The sequence below is a fragment of the Clostridium sp. MF28 genome, from assembly GCF_002969175.1.
Classification (GTDB): domain Bacteria; phylum Bacillota; class Clostridia; order Clostridiales; family Clostridiaceae; genus Clostridium; species Clostridium beijerinckii.
In genome coordinates, this window is the sequence record NZ_CP014331.1 from 1911466 (window position 1) to 1927574 (window position 16109).

Annotated in this window: 17 protein-coding genes; all 17 read right to left on the reverse strand. The window is 32.5% G+C overall.

Annotated elements, in window-relative coordinates; genetic code table 11:
* Nucleotides 1-333: 333 nt before the first annotated feature.
* Entirely contained in the window at nucleotides 334-882 is a 549-nt protein-coding gene (locus tag AXY43_RS08570; RefSeq protein ID WP_065418711.1) for a BMC domain-containing protein, read from the reverse strand.
* Nucleotides 883-922: 40 nt separating this feature from the next.
* Complete coding sequence (locus AXY43_RS08575; RefSeq protein ID WP_077308899.1) at nucleotides 923-2248, reverse strand: 4Fe-4S dicluster domain-containing protein; 1326 nt, start codon at nucleotides 2246-2248, stop codon at nucleotides 923-925.
* Nucleotides 2249-2467: 219 nt separating this feature from the next.
* Complete coding sequence (locus tag AXY43_RS08580; protein ID WP_105411413.1) at nucleotides 2468-3886, reverse strand: aldehyde dehydrogenase family protein; 1419 nt, start codon at nucleotides 3884-3886, stop codon at nucleotides 2468-2470.
* Nucleotides 3887-3910: 24 nt separating this feature from the next.
* Nucleotides 3911-4729, reverse strand: coding sequence for an ethanolamine utilization protein EutJ (eutJ, locus tag AXY43_RS08585; protein WP_105411414.1), 819 nt, complete (start codon nucleotides 4727-4729; stop codon nucleotides 3911-3913).
* A 39-nt stretch (nucleotides 4730-4768) separates the two neighbouring features.
* Nucleotides 4769-5407, reverse strand: a complete 639-nt coding sequence (locus AXY43_RS08590; RefSeq protein WP_105411415.1) for a phosphate propanoyltransferase — start codon at nucleotides 5405-5407, stop codon at nucleotides 4769-4771.
* A gap of 36 nt (nucleotides 5408-5443) precedes the next feature.
* Nucleotides 5444-5722, reverse strand: a complete 279-nt coding sequence (gene pduA, locus AXY43_RS08595; protein ID WP_012060205.1) for a propanediol utilization microcompartment protein PduA — start codon at nucleotides 5720-5722, stop codon at nucleotides 5444-5446.
* A 33-nt stretch (nucleotides 5723-5755) separates the two neighbouring features.
* Nucleotides 5756-6625, reverse strand: a complete 870-nt coding sequence (locus AXY43_RS08600; RefSeq protein ID WP_023973062.1) for a hypothetical protein — start codon at nucleotides 6623-6625, stop codon at nucleotides 5756-5758.
* Between the two features lie 20 nt (nucleotides 6626-6645).
* Nucleotides 6646-7845: a methionine adenosyltransferase gene (gene metK / locus AXY43_RS08605; protein ID WP_012060207.1), complete on the reverse strand. Its 1200-nt coding sequence runs from the start codon at nucleotides 7843-7845 to the stop codon at nucleotides 6646-6648.
* Nucleotides 7846-7874: 29 nt separating this feature from the next.
* Nucleotides 7875-8885 (reverse strand): response regulator, encoded by a 1011-nt coding sequence (locus tag AXY43_RS08610; protein ID WP_077308903.1) that lies wholly within the window; start codon nucleotides 8883-8885, stop codon nucleotides 7875-7877.
* 2 nt (nucleotides 8886-8887) lie between these two features.
* Nucleotides 8888-10201: a sensor histidine kinase gene (locus AXY43_RS08615; RefSeq protein WP_012060209.1), complete on the reverse strand. Its 1314-nt coding sequence runs from the start codon at nucleotides 10199-10201 to the stop codon at nucleotides 8888-8890.
* A 68-nt stretch (nucleotides 10202-10269) separates the two neighbouring features.
* Complete coding sequence (locus AXY43_RS08620; RefSeq protein WP_236892364.1) at nucleotides 10270-11376, reverse strand: 1-propanol dehydrogenase PduQ; 1107 nt, start codon at nucleotides 11374-11376, stop codon at nucleotides 10270-10272.
* A 25-nt stretch (nucleotides 11377-11401) separates the two neighbouring features.
* Nucleotides 11402-12751, reverse strand: a complete 1350-nt coding sequence (locus AXY43_RS08625) for an aldehyde dehydrogenase family protein (RefSeq protein ID WP_023973065.1) — start codon at nucleotides 12749-12751, stop codon at nucleotides 11402-11404.
* 37 nt (nucleotides 12752-12788) lie between these two features.
* On the reverse strand, nucleotides 12789-13046 hold the full coding sequence (locus AXY43_RS08630; protein WP_012060212.1) for a EutN/CcmL family microcompartment protein: 258 nt from the start codon (nucleotides 13044-13046) through the stop codon (nucleotides 12789-12791).
* A gap of 45 nt (nucleotides 13047-13091) precedes the next feature.
* Nucleotides 13092-13715: a BMC domain-containing protein gene (locus tag AXY43_RS08635; protein ID WP_105411416.1), complete on the reverse strand. Its 624-nt coding sequence runs from the start codon at nucleotides 13713-13715 to the stop codon at nucleotides 13092-13094.
* A 120-nt stretch (nucleotides 13716-13835) separates the two neighbouring features.
* Nucleotides 13836-14609, reverse strand: a complete 774-nt coding sequence (locus AXY43_RS08640; protein WP_105411417.1) for a hypothetical protein — start codon at nucleotides 14607-14609, stop codon at nucleotides 13836-13838.
* A gap of 80 nt (nucleotides 14610-14689) precedes the next feature.
* Nucleotides 14690-14968, reverse strand: coding sequence for a propanediol utilization microcompartment protein PduA (gene pduA, locus AXY43_RS08645; RefSeq protein ID WP_012060215.1), 279 nt, complete (start codon nucleotides 14966-14968; stop codon nucleotides 14690-14692).
* Nucleotides 14969-15310: 342 nt separating this feature from the next.
* Entirely contained in the window at nucleotides 15311-16108 is a 798-nt protein-coding gene (gene pduB / locus AXY43_RS08650) for a propanediol utilization microcompartment protein PduB (protein ID WP_012060216.1), read from the reverse strand.
* Nucleotide 16109: the final 1 nt, after the last annotated feature.

Below are 16109 nucleotides of genomic sequence, written 5' to 3' on the forward strand. Positions count from 1 at the left end.
ATAGACAAATATAAAGGTAAGCAAGGAATAGTAGTTGTTCTAATCTCTGTATACTACTATTTAGTTATGGATATAGAGGATGATTGCATTATAATGTAAGCAATCAGCTCAAAAGATAAGAAATTAGGTGCATTTATTGTAGGTAGTAAAACAAATTCCTAACGAATAAATTGAGATATGGTGGAAAATTACAAATCCGTTTATGGGATAGTCTAATAAACTTTATGAAGATTATGCAATGCATTATTAAGCCAAGTAAATACAGACTATCTCTTTATATAAAAAGTAGTAAATAGATAAGCATATATCTTTACTTTATATTCACTCCTATTCCTAAAGCAAGCTTGAAATCAATTCCTTGCTTGGTGATGGTATTGTAACTGTACTTATGATTTCACCAGTTTCTATAAGTCTACTTTCGCAAGCTTCAACTGCAGATTTTACAGCAGACACTTCTCCAGTCATTAACATGTATCCTTTTCCGCAAAGTCCTTTTGCAATTCTTATTTCTAAAAGTTCTATATTAGCAGCTTTCAATGCTACATCTCCCGCAATTACAGATGCTACTGCCGATATAGTTTCAACAATTCCTAGCGAATCAATTTTTCCAATATCAATTGTTCCTGTAATAGCCGGGAATACATTTTCATGAACATTTGCTATTAAATAATCACTTATAAGATAACTGCCTCCAATACTTTTCCCTACTTTAACAGCATTTTCAACTGCACCTACATCTCCAGATAATATCACTATATATTTTCCAGGACATACTGGTGAAGCTAAAACTAATTCAACATTTGAAGATTTGAGCATTTCATCACATGCTTCCATTCCCTTTGCAATACTTTTATATTCAAGTAATCCAATTGACCTTCTCATTGCTGTCACTTCCCCTTTCATAGATTTAATAATGCATATATTACTTAACTATAACTATACTTTCATCTGTTATTTCTTTTATAATTCCATCTATGCTTGCATGGATCTTAGCTCCTAGCTTCCCACCTGAAATTTCTCCTATCAAATCACCTTTTTGAACTTTATCTCCAACTTTAACTATAGGTTCAGCTTTTGCACCTATATGTTGTGATCTTAATATTGTAACTTTTTGAAAATCGTATTCTTTCTCTTCTAAAAGTGAATCTGAATTATATTTGTTTATATCAAGCCTTTGCTTTAATCTCTCAACAGGAAATTTTCTGTACCTTCTAAATTCATCTGCATTTTCGGGTGCCATATTATGAGGATTTCTTATACCATTTTTGCTTAATTCCCCTTTAAAGAATTTATTTAACTTCCAAGGTTGTAATCCCATAATACACGCTTGTTCACAAAGAGCACATTCGCTACAAAGAAAAGTATTTGTAGGTGAAATTTCTGTACTACAAGTCTTACCATAACTAGCAATTCTCATTATTTTAGATGGTTCAATTTTGTGCCCTAGCAAATGTCTTGGACATACTTCTGTACATAAAGAACACTGACAACACGCTATTCTTGCATCTCTTATAGTAGATTGCATACTCTTTATCTTAGATTGTACTATTTTATGTTCCTTTTTGAGCACTATCAGCCCTTTTGTATTTTTTTTGATTGGATCTTGAATATTCTCTACTATTTTTCCCATCATTGGTCCACCATCTATAACGCAAAAATCTTTTATAGAACTGCCACCTGCAATTTCAATTGCTTCCTCAATCGAAATTCCTATAGGTACTTTAACTGTTATTGGATTCCTAACCTCACCAGTGATGGTTAAATATTTTTCAGTGACAGGAATACCATTAATTGAATTATACACATTCAAAAGTGTCTCTACATTAATTACTATGACTCCAACATTTAAAGGAATTCCACCCTCTGGTACAATCTTATTTGTAACTTCATATACAAGAACTTGCTCATCACCAGCAGGATAAAAATTTTCTAATATAAATATCTGTAGTTTAGGATAATCTTTAATTTTCAAATTTAAGCTATCTATTGCCTTTTTATATTTGCCTTTTAATGCTATTATCCCTGCCTCACTTTCAGTTTCATCAACAACCTTGTCTAAAGCATATAGAATTTCATCTGCTTTCTTATCCATCAATTGTTGGTCTACCTTTAGCAATGGTTCACATTCTGCACCATTAACTATCACGGTTTTGACTTTTGCATTTAATTTCACATGTGTTGGAAAACCAGCTCCACCGGCTCCAATTATTCCAGCATCTTTTATTAAATCAATAAAGCTTTTTTCCATAACTTCTCTACTCCAATTCTATTTCATTGAAAAAGTACCGCCTGCACACATCTTCTCTTTATCGCAAATTTTTTCTTTACATCATGTGAGAGAAAATATTAATTCCATAATATGATAAATATTTCCCATTAAACAATGAAGTATGTTTTCCAATAGTAATCTACTAGATAAACATAGTGACAAAGTATAAAGGGAAATATATTATCATAACTGACTAGATTATCTTATATTAAATGCATCTACCATAACACATCTGCGTTTTCTGCAGAAAGACCTAGCTGTTGTTAAACCTTCACCAGTAGGACCTGCAATAGTAAATGTTGTAGTTCCTTCCCCACCAACACCTATTCCAGCATAAGATGGTGCATTTTTAACAAAAATAGTTGTTTCTAAAAGTCTTGCCATTTTAGTAAGCTTGTCAACATTCTTTGAATGCATTATAGCTGTATGTCTATTTCCATGCTCAGCAACGTAAGCACATTCAATAGCCTCATCTACGTCTTTTGTTCTTACAATAGGTAGAATAGGCATCATCATTTCTTCCAAAACGAAATGATGATTTTTCTCTACTTCCATTATAATTACTTTAATATTCTCATCTACTGAAATACCAAGCTTATTTAAGATATATGGTGCACTCTTTCCTACAAAAGAAACCTTAGGTCCGCCATTTTCATTTGTAACTAAATCTAAAAGTTTTTGAATCAAGTCTCTATCTTTAATTTCATAAGCTCCATTCAGTTTCATGTAATGTATTAAATAATCACATACTTGATCAACTGCAAAGACTTCTTTTTCAGCTATACAAGGGACATTATTATCAAAACTGCACCCATTTACAATATCAATAGCTGCTTTTTCAATGTCAGCAGTTTCATCAACAACAACAGGAGGATTTCCTGCCCCCGCTCCAATAGCTTTTTTCCCCGTAGACATAACCTTATTAACTATGGCTGGTCCACCAGTTGCTACGAGCATTCGGATTTTTTGATGCTCCATCATAATATTTGTATTTTCAATAGAAGGTTCCTTAACTGTTGCTATAAGATTATCAGGAGCCCCTGCCTCTTCTAATGCTTTATTTAACATAGTTACTAATTTTATTGAAACATTTTTTGCTCTTGGGTGTGGACTAAACACTACTGTATTCCCACCCGCAATCATAGAAATAGAATTACAAATAATAGTTTCAGTAGGATTTGTAGTAGGAGTAATAGCACCAATTACTCCAAATGGACAATATTCAACCAAAGTAAGTCCATTATCTCCTGTCATAGCCTCTGTAGTTAAATCTTCTATTCCCGGTGTTTTTTCAGCTGCTACTCTATTTTTAATTAACTTATGTTCATATTTACCGATTTCTGTTTCTTCAACAGACATTCTTGAAATCAATTCTAAATTTTCTTTCTTCAAGATAGTAGCTTTTATAGTATCTACATATTTTTGTCTGTCCGTCATAGAAGCATTTAATAATTGTTTTTGTGCCACATATGATGCTTCAACTGCCGCATCCATAGTTTCAAAAATACCGTAATTTTTTATAGAATCAAATTTATCCAAATTTAATAAGTTTTTATTTTTCACTTCCTCTATTGCTTGTCTAACTAGTTTTTCAACTAAAACTACATCTACATCCATTAATATACACCTCTTTTTTTATTTTCATCCTCTATTACAATTCATTGCAATGCCTAAAGGCGTTACTAATAAAGGCTCATTAAACTTTATTGTTTTAATACCTATTTCTTTTTCAAAAACGTCGTTAAATTCCTCAAAGGATGAAGCCCCTCCAACAACGTAAATTTCTGATACGTCATAACCGTTTAAATATCTCTTTACTATTGATGCCATTTTTTGAACTACAGGTTTAATAATCGGAAATATATCTTTATCTTTTTTCGGATCTTTCTTTAATTCTTCTGCTTCCTTAATTGATATTCCATAATATCCCGCAAGTACAAGTGTCATATGTGTACCCCCAGTTGCTTCATCAGCAGTAAAAATTACTTGTCCATCCTTCAATATACTAATTCCTGTTGTTCCACCTCCAACATCAACAACTGCACCGTCCTTAATGTTTATCACCCTAGCTGCCGCTGTTGGTTCATCCATAACATTTATAACTTCAAATCCTGCTGCTTCTACAACATTGGATATACACTTTACATTACCGGAAATAATTCCCGGTGGTACAGCAGTTGCTGCTGTTAGAAGCTCTCTACCAATTATTTCTTCAACCTCAGCTTTTAAACTTTTAACTATATTTATAGCACCTACAAAATCTACTACAATTCCATCTTTAACAACAGTAGAAGGGTAAGTAGCTCCTGCAATAGGATTATTATTAGAATCTACAACTGATACAACAATATTGGCCGTTCCTAGGTCTACTCCCGTTTTAAGCTCTCCTTCAAATGAATTACTTCTATTTTCAGCAATCAAATTGGAGAATTCTGTTAATATGTCACTATTTATTAACATTCTTATCTCTCCTATCATAATTAATTTGTAACTAACTGCTTACTTCCCATGCAGGATAACAAAGTCATCATTTTTTAAAGCACAAGCATTAGCTTCATCAACATCCACATGCATTTCAAGAGAAGACTTATCAGAAACCCTTATTAAAACATTACCTAAGATACCATGTCTTTCGCCCATAGTTTCCACTTCAACAATTTCCTTATCTTTCACTCCCATTTTCTCAGCATATTCAGGTGTCATATGAATATGTCTTAAAGCAATGATTGTTCCGTTTGGAATTTTCACACTCCCTTTAGGTCCTATAATTTCAAGTCCTGGAGTATTTTCTAGTTGTCCTGATTCTTTAATTGGAGGTTTTACCCCCAACCTAAAACTATCTGTCATTGAAACTTCAACCTGACTTTCACTTCTTATAGGCCCTAAAATACGGACATTTTCAAATTCACCTTTAGGACCTCTAATAGTTACAGTTTCATTAGCTGCAAATTGTCCTGGTTGTTTCAAATCAATTTTTTTAGTTAAGCTATATCCTAGACCATATAGAATATCTAAATCCTTTTGACTTAGGTGCACATGCCTATTTGATACGCCAATAGGAATTTTATAATTCTCTAATGCTTTGATTTTATCTACAACTATTTTAGTAATTAACTTTACTACATCTTCGCTATGCATTTTATCAACTCACTCTCTAGATATCCTATAAAAACTCTATAAAGTTTTTGGTAATATCTTTTCTGTATCAATATGTGGTCTTGGAATAACATGTTGCGAAATCACTTCGCCAACATTTCTTGCAGCTGCAACTCCAGCATCTACAGCCGCTTTTACTGCTCCAACATCCCCGCGAACCATTACAGTTACAAGCCCTGATCCAATTTTTTCATATCCAACAAGCATAACATTCGCTGCCTTTGTCATTGCATCAGCTGCTTCTATTGCACTAACTAAGCCTTTTGTTTCAACCATTCCTAAAGCTTCATTATTCATAATAAATTCCTCCTTATTTTTTAACATATAAATCTAAATGAACATCGCATTAATAATAAACATTGAAATAAATATTACTGTAGCTGGTGGGTCTATATAAGTATCACAATAACTGTTAATAACTTTTCCTGCAATTAACCAAGCTATTGCACAGGCAATTCCTACGCAAACACCTATAAATATATTTCCTGTCATAACTGTAGCCGCTGCAGCTGGTAAAGTGATATGATGTGTTACCGGAACTCCAAAACCAGTCTGCAAGAAAATCAATGAAGTTGCACTAATTCCAAAGCAAACGATAGGATACATAGACATAACTTTAGGCGATACACCCGAATTAACCATTGATATAGCAATACCGCTTACAACAATTCCAACTGTTAATCCAAGCACAATATGATTAACTAATGTTTTTGTATCAGGAAGCCAATCTCTTTTGCCTGACCCAGTATACTTACCAACCGGACCTGTCTTACCAAATACTAATCTCGAAATCATCAAAACGGTGAAAACAGAAATAGCAGGAAGGTCTGTTTTAAAGTTCAATACTGCACCATAAACATAGTGACATAAGAAACCTATAACTCCGAATAGGCCTCCAACGAGTATTACTGTATAATCATTAATTGAATATAATGGTGTTAATACATCGTTTGCATTGCTCAATGTTTTTCTTTTATTCCCAGCAAATGCTGCTGCCGCTACTCCTGCTGCAAATGCAATATGAGGACCTAAAAAAGAACCAAAAGTAATATTTCCAACCGTTGGTTCAGCAATACCTGCTAATCCTAAAATTCCTCCAACAACTGCTAAAATTCCCGTTAAAATAAAAGCAGGTATTGATCCAAGAAGTGCTCCTAAAGCTCCTCCACCAAATGCTGCTATTAATGCATAGATATTCATAACATCAAACTCCTTAAATACTATTTAAAATTTTCCAAAACACATTGCATTGCCTTCTTTCTTAAAAGTTCCATTTTATCAGTTTTTTCCCATTTAAAATTTTTATTTTCACGCCCAAAATGACCATAGGCGGCTGTATTAAAAAATTGTGGTTTCTTTAAATCAAGTTGCTCTAAGATGTTAGCAACCGAAAAAGAAAAAGTCTCTTTAATTATTTTTCTTATATCTTTAATATCTATTTTCTCAGTTCCAAATGTATTAATAGTTATTGCTTCTGGTTCAGCTTCTCCAATTACATAGCTTAAGGATAATTCAACCTTGTCAGCCAGCTTTGCAGCAACTATATTTTTTGCCACATACCTTGCCATATATGCTGCTGATCTATCTACTTTTGTGGGGTCTTTTCCTGAAAAGGCTCCACCACCATGTCTTCCAATTCCACCATAAGTATCTACCATAATTTTTCGTCCCGTTAAACCAGTATCGCCTGCAGGACCACCTATAACAAATCTTCCGGTAGGATTAATATGTATCTTCGTATCATATTTAATCCACTTGCTATCAATAACATTACGAATAACCTCATATTCAATAACATTTTTCATATAATCATAGTCAATATCCGGATCATGTTGAATTGAAATTACTATGCTTGAAATGTTAATTGGATTCCCATTACTATCATATTTCATTGTAACCTGAGATTTACCATCAGGACGAATCCAAGGAATTCCTTCACTTTTTCTAAGTTTAGATAACCTCATTGTAAGTTTATTAGCTAGATCACACGTTAATGGCATATAATTATCAGTCTCATTAAAGGCATACCCGTACATAATTCCTTGATCACCAGCTCCTAATATTGCTTTAGTAATCTTCCTGTTTTCTTCTATTTTGTCAACACCTAAAGCAATATCTGGAGACTGTTTATTGATATTTGTAAACACTAGGCAGGTCTTATAATCAAAACCATATTCTTCTTTCGTATAACCAATATTTTTTACAACCTCTCTTGCAACCTCAACAATATTTACCTTTGCATTTGAAGTAACCTCTCCTGCTATCATAATTGTATTCTTTGAGACCATTGTTTCTACTGCAACTCTTGAATTATTATCCTGTGCTAAATACGCATCTAAGATTCCATCCGATATCTGATCGCAAATTTTATCAGGATGTCCTTCTGTTACAGATTCTGATGTAACAAAATATTCGCTCATATTTTACCACCTACCTTGATTTTCTGATTCTACAACATTTTTTTATATTTATAAACCGTTGTATTTTCATACTTCTTAAACACTTTGCTAAAATAACTGCTCTCATTATATCCAAGTTTAAATGCAACATCCGTAATACTTAAATCAGTAAAACAAAAATAACTTTTCGCCATATTAATCTTTCTCATATGCAAATATTCCATAACACTTATGTTAAACTGCCTTTTAAAAATTCTACTTAAATAACCTTGGCTTACTGAACAATTATTAATTATCTCATTTAATCCAATCTCTTCTTCAATATTATTTTCAATATAACTAAACACATCATTTAATATTGAATACTTTTTTATGCTATTTTGTTGAAAAACATAATTCATAACCTTGAATAACCAAAATTCTAAAAATCTTTTCTCATTGCCTAAATCTTCTTCCATCGGAAATAGCTCATTAAGCTTTTTGGGCTTTTTGTTTAGCAGTTGGACAGAATTAATAAGATTTTCTCCTATTTGCATAAATTCTTCTCTTAGTAACTTTGTATCAGACTTTTTAGAAGAACACATCTCATCTATTATCTTAGGAATTTCATAATACATTTTTTTGTAATTTTTTTCTTTAATTATTAAAAGTAGACTGTCATACTTATTCCCTTCTATCTCACTTTTAACATTCTGATTCTCATCTTTATAATTGCTCAATAATTTTTCTATTTGAGAAAAGGATACAGGTTTTGATATATACTCTTTAACTTTAGTTTTTAAAGCTTCAATTGCAAAATCAAAACTGTTATAAGATGATACAATAAAAATAGTGGTACTTGGATTAATGGTGTATATCTTTTTACTAGATTCTATCCCTGATTCACCAGGCATCATGATATCCATAAAAACAATATCTATTTTATTATTTTTACATATCTCAACTGCCTGCTCACCGCTACCAACAGAATATAAGACCTCAAATCCTTCAACTTTAGATATCATAACCTTTAAAGATGCTCTCATTAGTGGTTCATCATCCGCAATTAATACTCCATACATATCTAGACATTCCTTTCTTCGAATTTTATTGGAAATCTTATAATACTCCTTGTACCTTCTCCTTCAGTATTTTCAATAAAAGTATCATACTTTTCACCAAATAATGTTATGAGCTTTTCTCTTGCATTGGAGATGCTTATCTGAATAGATTCTCCCTCATAACCACCTTTATATATCTTGAATTTCTTAGCTATTGCCTCATCACTAAATCCAGATCCATTGTCAGAAATACATATAACAACATCCTTACCTTCATAATAAGAAGTTACCGCTACTTTTCCACCGTTATTCTTTGTTGCAATTCCATAAAAAACAGCATATTCCACAAATGGCATAATAATATGGCTTGGGATTCTTTGATAATGCATTTTTTCATTCATGTTAATTGAATATTGAAGCAAATCTCCATACTTAACTTTCTGAATCTTCAAATATTTTTCAATATTTTCGAATTCATCTGATAAATTTGTATAGCTCTTTTGACTACCTAAACTCTGCTTTAAATAATCTGCAAACATTACAATCATCTCATTTGTCTTAGGTGAATCTTCAATAGCTGCTAAATTAGAAATCGAATTCAAAACATTGATTAAAAAATGTGGGTTTAATTGAGCTCTGAGATTTATAAGTTCATTTTTTTTCAATGCATTTTCTATTTCAAGTTCTTTTCTAGAATTATTTAATTCCTCAACTTCCTTTTTTAATGAGTTTTTTTGCATTAATCTATATGCTTCTTTCTCTCCCAATTGATTTATAATAAGAGAAATTAATTCCGCAACACTCATAAATTTTTCATAATCATATAATTGAACAGACTCAAACAAACTTAACATATGCTTATCTTCCCTATAATTTTGAGAATGTTTTATTACATTTTCAAGTTTACTTACTCCTGAAGGTGCATCTAAGCATCTCACTTGTCCGCCAATAAAGCCACCTAGGTAATGGCCTCTAACGATTATAGGTATTGCAATTTCAAGTAATCCACAAGGGCAAAAATATACACAATTCTTTTGTGTAACTGCTGCCTGAATTCCACCAAAAGCATCGGAAGACTTACAGACACATTCTGCTTTCTTATTTTTTCTAATCTCGCTACAAAATTCTGTGAAAGAAGTCATTTTGGTAATTGGTTCACCTTTATAATCAACAGTAACAAATGCAAGGCCTGTTGCTCTAGATATCTTTTCCTGGATATCTTCTAATGTTTCTTTGCCGAATAAATTGATTATATTAAATTTATTAATTAAATTCTCATCAATCTGCGTATTGCTGTCAACGATTTCACCTTTTGTTCTATCATGGAATTCATGCATTTAACCCACTCCTTCATACATCACAAGAATATATTTTTCTAAATATATTCTATCATACTAAGATTAGGTTAGTACACTAATTGAATCAGTCTTTCCATACCAAATTTTGTAATTTCTCTTCTATTTGCTTGTGTACATCCATCCTTTAGTGCATTTTCAGCTATAATTGATTTTACATTGTCAAATTCATTTTTATCTACACCACACTCTTTTAAGTTTTGAGGCATGTTCATAATCTTCGTCAGTGTTTTAATATATGTTTTTAAAACTTCAACTGCAAATTCATCACTTTGTGCTTTTTCCACCATACCAGTTTTATAAACTAATTTAGCGTATTTCTTTAAAATCTCATGATCTTCACAGTTATAATCTATTACAATATTCACCAAGATTGAATTGGCAAGTCCGTGTGGAATATGAAATCTACCTCCTAATTGATGAGCAATGCTATGATTTATACCAAGACCCGCTATATTAAAAGCCATACCTGCCAAATTAGATGCTTCATGCATTTTTTTCCTTGCTGCGATGTCATTACCTTGTTTATAGCACTGTACTAAAGATTCAATGACCAATTCAACAGCTTTTTCAGCTAATGCATCTGAATATACATTTGCATCTTTTGCAACATATGCTTCTATTGCGTGAGTTAAAACGTCTATTCCTGTATTTGCAGTAATGTCTGCTGGAACAGAAACTGTTAGATTGGCATCTAAGATCGCTTCATCTGGTAGCATCACATCATCAAAAATAATATGCTTTGTTTTTGTCTCAGTATCAGTAACTACTGTCGCTGACGTTACCTCAGATCCAGTTCCACTTGTAGTTGGAATTGCTATAAAATTAACTTTATCGATAAAGTTTTGCTGTTTTGCGAAATAAATAATTCCCTTTGCTGTATCTATAGCAGAGCCTCCACCATACGCAATAACTATGCTAGGATTATTTTTCTTAATAAGAGCAACACCTTTTCCAATTACATTTAGTGGCGGGTCTGGAATAACCTCATCAAAAACAGAAACATTATTACTGTCATTAATAAAACTCAATAGACCTTTTACGCTGCCGTTTTTCACAAGAAATTGATCACATACCACACAGATGTCTGTATTTTTAAATTTCTCTAGGCGCTTCAGAGAATTTTCTCCTGAATATATTTTTGTTTTAATATACACACTTTTCAAAACTTCCTCTCCTTTCCTACCTAATTGAAAAACCATTTGTTAGGGAACATCGCCTTCTTCTTGCAAAATGCCTTGCTGTAGTAGTGCCTTCTCCTGTGATTGTAGCAATTGTAAAGCTGGTATCACCTTCACCATTACATCCAATTCCTACGAGTGAAGCACCATTTTTAACAAATACTGCCGTCTGCATTACTTTTGCTGCTACATTTAATCTTTCAATTGATTGAGAATGAATTGTTGCTGTGTGCCTGAATCCTTGTTCTATTTCAAGTGCTGTATCCAAGGCTATTTCAAAATTCTTTACTCTTATTAATGGTACAAGTGGCATAAGCATTTCAACTGTTGCAAATGGATGCTGCTTTATAGTATTAACTACAATAAGCTTAATATCTCTCTCGCATACAATTCCTGCAGCCTTTAAAATCTCATTTGCACTTTTACCTTCAAGAGTCTTATTTAAGGTCATGTCGCTTGTTAATGTAGCTACTGTGAGTTTAAGCATTTCCTCATCATTATCTACGTAGTATACATTATTTCTAACAAGCTCTTCTACTAATAAATCAGCAATACTTGAAACAGCTACTATGCTTTTTTCTGAAATGCACATTATATTATTATCAAAAGAAGCTCCCCTTACAATATCTCTTGCAGCCTTTTTAATGTCACCAGTTTCATCAACAATAGTCGTAGGATTACCAGGTCCAGCTCCAATAACTTTTTTGCCAGATGCCATTGCTTGCCGCAATACATTATTACCACCTGTCGTAACCACCATTGAAATATCTGGATGAGTCATAATTTCATTAGTACAAGTAATTGAATTTTCATTTAAGGTTACAACTAAATTATCTATTCCACATCTTTCTCTTATTGCAATACTGATTATCTCCGTAACATATTTTGACACTTTTATTGCTCTTGGATGTGGGCAATGAACAACTCCATTTCCTGCTGCCAGCATCCCTATTGTATTACTAATTAATGTGGCACATGGATTAGTACATGGATGTATAGCGCAGATAACACCATAAGATGATAGTTCATATAATGTCATCCCATTATCTCCTGTTCTCACTTCAGTAATTAAGTCTTCTATTCCTGGTGTTTTTTTAATCGCTAGAATAAGTTTCTCAATTTTGTCATGCACATTCCCCATTCCAGTCTCTTCAACTGTCATATAAGCTATTTCCTCAACCCTAGATAAAAGCTTTTCCTTAATAGAATCAATAATCTCTTGTCTTTCATTCAAAGTAAATTTGCTATATTGATTATATGCACCTACCGCTGCTAAAACTGCATCGTTCACTGAAGAAAAAACACCACTTTTTAATTCTTCGTTATTAAAAAATTTATAATTTATATCCATGTTAACCTCCTCTCTTGATTATGGAATAAATGAATTTTTAGACATCAATTGTATCTATGATTCCAATAATAGCCATATCAATAGCAACCTTTTGTTTCTCTACACGTACAGCTGACCCTTTACAAAGTAATACATAATCCCCTATACCTGCTCCGACATAATCTGCTGCAACTTCTTCGTTGCCAATAAAATTCTCTTTTACATCTATTCTCTTTACAATCATTAACTTATATCCAACTAATGAATCATCTTTTCTTGTAGCTACAACATTACCAACAACTTTTGCCATATACATACTAATCACAGTCCTTTCCTTTAACAGCTTAAAAAGTGCTATTTATTATTTTCCTTTTTTTCTACTGCTAGTTTTTCTAGTTCTCTTTTCTTCTGACTGAGATTGAGAAATTTCTATATCAGATTGCTTAAGTTGAATACCATCTTCTTCAGATTGATTGATGTCTTCATTATTTTCAACTACTGTCTCTTCACTTTGAGAAGTATTTCCTTCCTGTTTATCTTCCAGCTTTTCAACTTTCTCAGTTAAAGCCTCTTCTAATACAACTACGTGATTTTCTAAATCTTCTTTGTTTTCAACAGTATTATTTTCCTCAATAACATTATTTTCTTCACTTACATTACTTTCTTCAGTTATATTATTCTCTGTGATAGAAGAAGTATCTTCTTCCTTTTTAGGCTGACAAAAAGCGCTTTCTATATTATTAGAAGGTCTTGGAATTACTTTAGATGAAACAAATGCGTTGTTTTCAACAGCAACTTGTCTTCCTGCTGTAACTGCAGCTGTTACCGCTCCAACATCTCCTGAAACTTTTATCGTCATGTACCCGGATCCCTTAGTATTTTCAAGGTCAATTATATTAGCATTAGCCGTTTTCGCCATAGCATCTGCAGCTAAAATAGCAGTTGATAAACCTATTGTTTCAACTAAACCTAATGCTTCTTTCATCTTGTCACCTCACTTTAATCTTTATTAATGTGTGCATCTTTTTACAATTTTCATAAAATACGAGTAATCTCGCATTCTATGAAAATCTTTATTATACTAAACGATACCTTTGAATATACTCTAACTTCTTCTAATAATTTGAATGTTTAAATTTTTTGCCTTATCCTTAGCTAACTCAGTTATTATATCTCCTGAATATAAGAATAATTTTTTATCATTCTTATATCTCTCTATTTCCTGAACAGTAATTATTCTTTTGCCATCTTTATTATTTAAAACCTCATTATATTCTGTACTTTCATAGACCACGGAACTATTTTCACTAAATTTATTTTCATATTCTTCAATTTGAAAAATATCATTTGTTATTTCAATATTAAATTCCAACAAAGTCTTGTAATAATTTAATATCTTATTAATATAACTAGGTGGCTCTTTGCCAGTAAATTTTTCAAGTCCTGAACTGAGTAAAATAATTCTTTGTCCCTTTTCCATACTTTTAAAAATCCATCTACTTTCAAAAATATCATCAATACATAATGCTGTTTTAACTACGATTTCTCTAGGAACTACTGGAAATACCGTGAGATATTCTGATGATTCATCAAAGTCAGCATTCTTTCTACTTATTACGGATTTACATACACTAAATTTTTTCAAATTACTTAGGTGAAAATCATTATATATTCCATCTGGTAATACTGCATAAACTTCATATTCGTTTCGCTTATCTAATTCTTCAAATAGAGATGAATACTTGTTATTCCACTCTTCAGTAAATATCACATACAGTTTCTTTCGGGGAATAAACAAATTCTGTATAGAGCTTTCGGCTTGAAGCAATTGTATGGCTTTAATCACTAATTCTCTTAGTCTTTTCTCATCTATTTCCACGTTATCCCTCCTAAGCTCTAAAAGCAATTACTGTAATATTTTCTTTTTGCATAACTATCTCATTATAATTTAAAATCTTGTTATACGAATTTAGGAAGAATCTTTTCAGTGTCCATATGAGGACGTGGAATAACATGAATAGAAACAACTTCTCCAACTAATCTAGCAGATGCAGCCCCTGCATCAGTTGCTGCTTTTACAGCGCCAACGTCACCACGAACCATAACTGTTACTAGACCTGAGCCTATCTTTTCATATCCTATTAAATTAACATTTGCCGCTTTAACCATAGCATCTGCTGCTTCTATTGCAGCAACTAACCCTTTAGTTTCAACCATTCCTAATGCATCTGAATTCATATTAAATACCTCCTTAAATTTTAGGTAAACTTTTGTTTTTTTATATTTAACTTTATATAGAAAATATTGAATTTAATATATTATATTGATAAGGAAACTCGACTCACATGCGTTCGCTGAGTACTCACAGAGTAATCGACCATCATCAAATCATAGCACCCTGCATAGAAAGTTCGAATATTAAGATCTTTCTATGGAAGCTGATTCCTAGCGTCATCAGCTATAAGTTCGAGAAACCAAATACAAGATTTGGACTCTCACTTATCTATTTAAAGGAAACTCGACTCGTATTCACTCGCTGAGTAAGTGATTCACACCAAATCACAGATTTGGGTTCTCTACTTAAATATAAGGTGTTGTTGTTGATTTAGGTTCATCACCTAACGCACCTAGTAATTTTTTACCTACTTCAATTGATGCTCTTACAGCTTGTCTTACAGCTCCCGAATCACCACTGAAAGTTAATATAACCTCATTTGAGAAACTTGTTCCGTTTCCTGGTGAACAGTAACCCACAACATCAACATTAGCAGCTTTTACAGCAACATCAGCTAAAACTGTTCCAATTGCAGCTGGTCCTGCACAAACCATTCCAAATGCTCTGCCTAGTGGTGTTCCAAAAGCTTTTTCTAAACAATAGCTCGCTCTAGCTGTGTATTGGAATTCTAAATGTCCTGCATCATTTGCATAAACATCTCCAAAATATTTATCTAGACTTGAAAGTGCAATTTCAACTGCACGTCTAGCATCTGAAACATCATCAGCTCCTATATAAATTAAACTTCCATGACCTGCTCCGCCTTTAGTATCTCTAGGTAATTCAACAGAAATAACTTCTGTATTTGTAGCTTTAACAGCATCATCAACAGCCATAATTTGAGGTCCAGCTCCGGTTCTTCCACCTATGATACCGATTGAACGGTACTTTCCTAATTTCATAGTTTCTGTAAGTAGTGGATCTACACTTGCAATTACTAGTCCAATAGTATCGCCTATTGCAGTACCTACAAATTCAGTAACACCTATTCCTCCACTAGTATTTTTGCTTATATTTTGAGAATCATTATTTTGATTTTTAACAGATATTCCAAGTTCGCTAGAAACCTGTTTCATTACCTTTTCAATCAATTGTTGATCCATT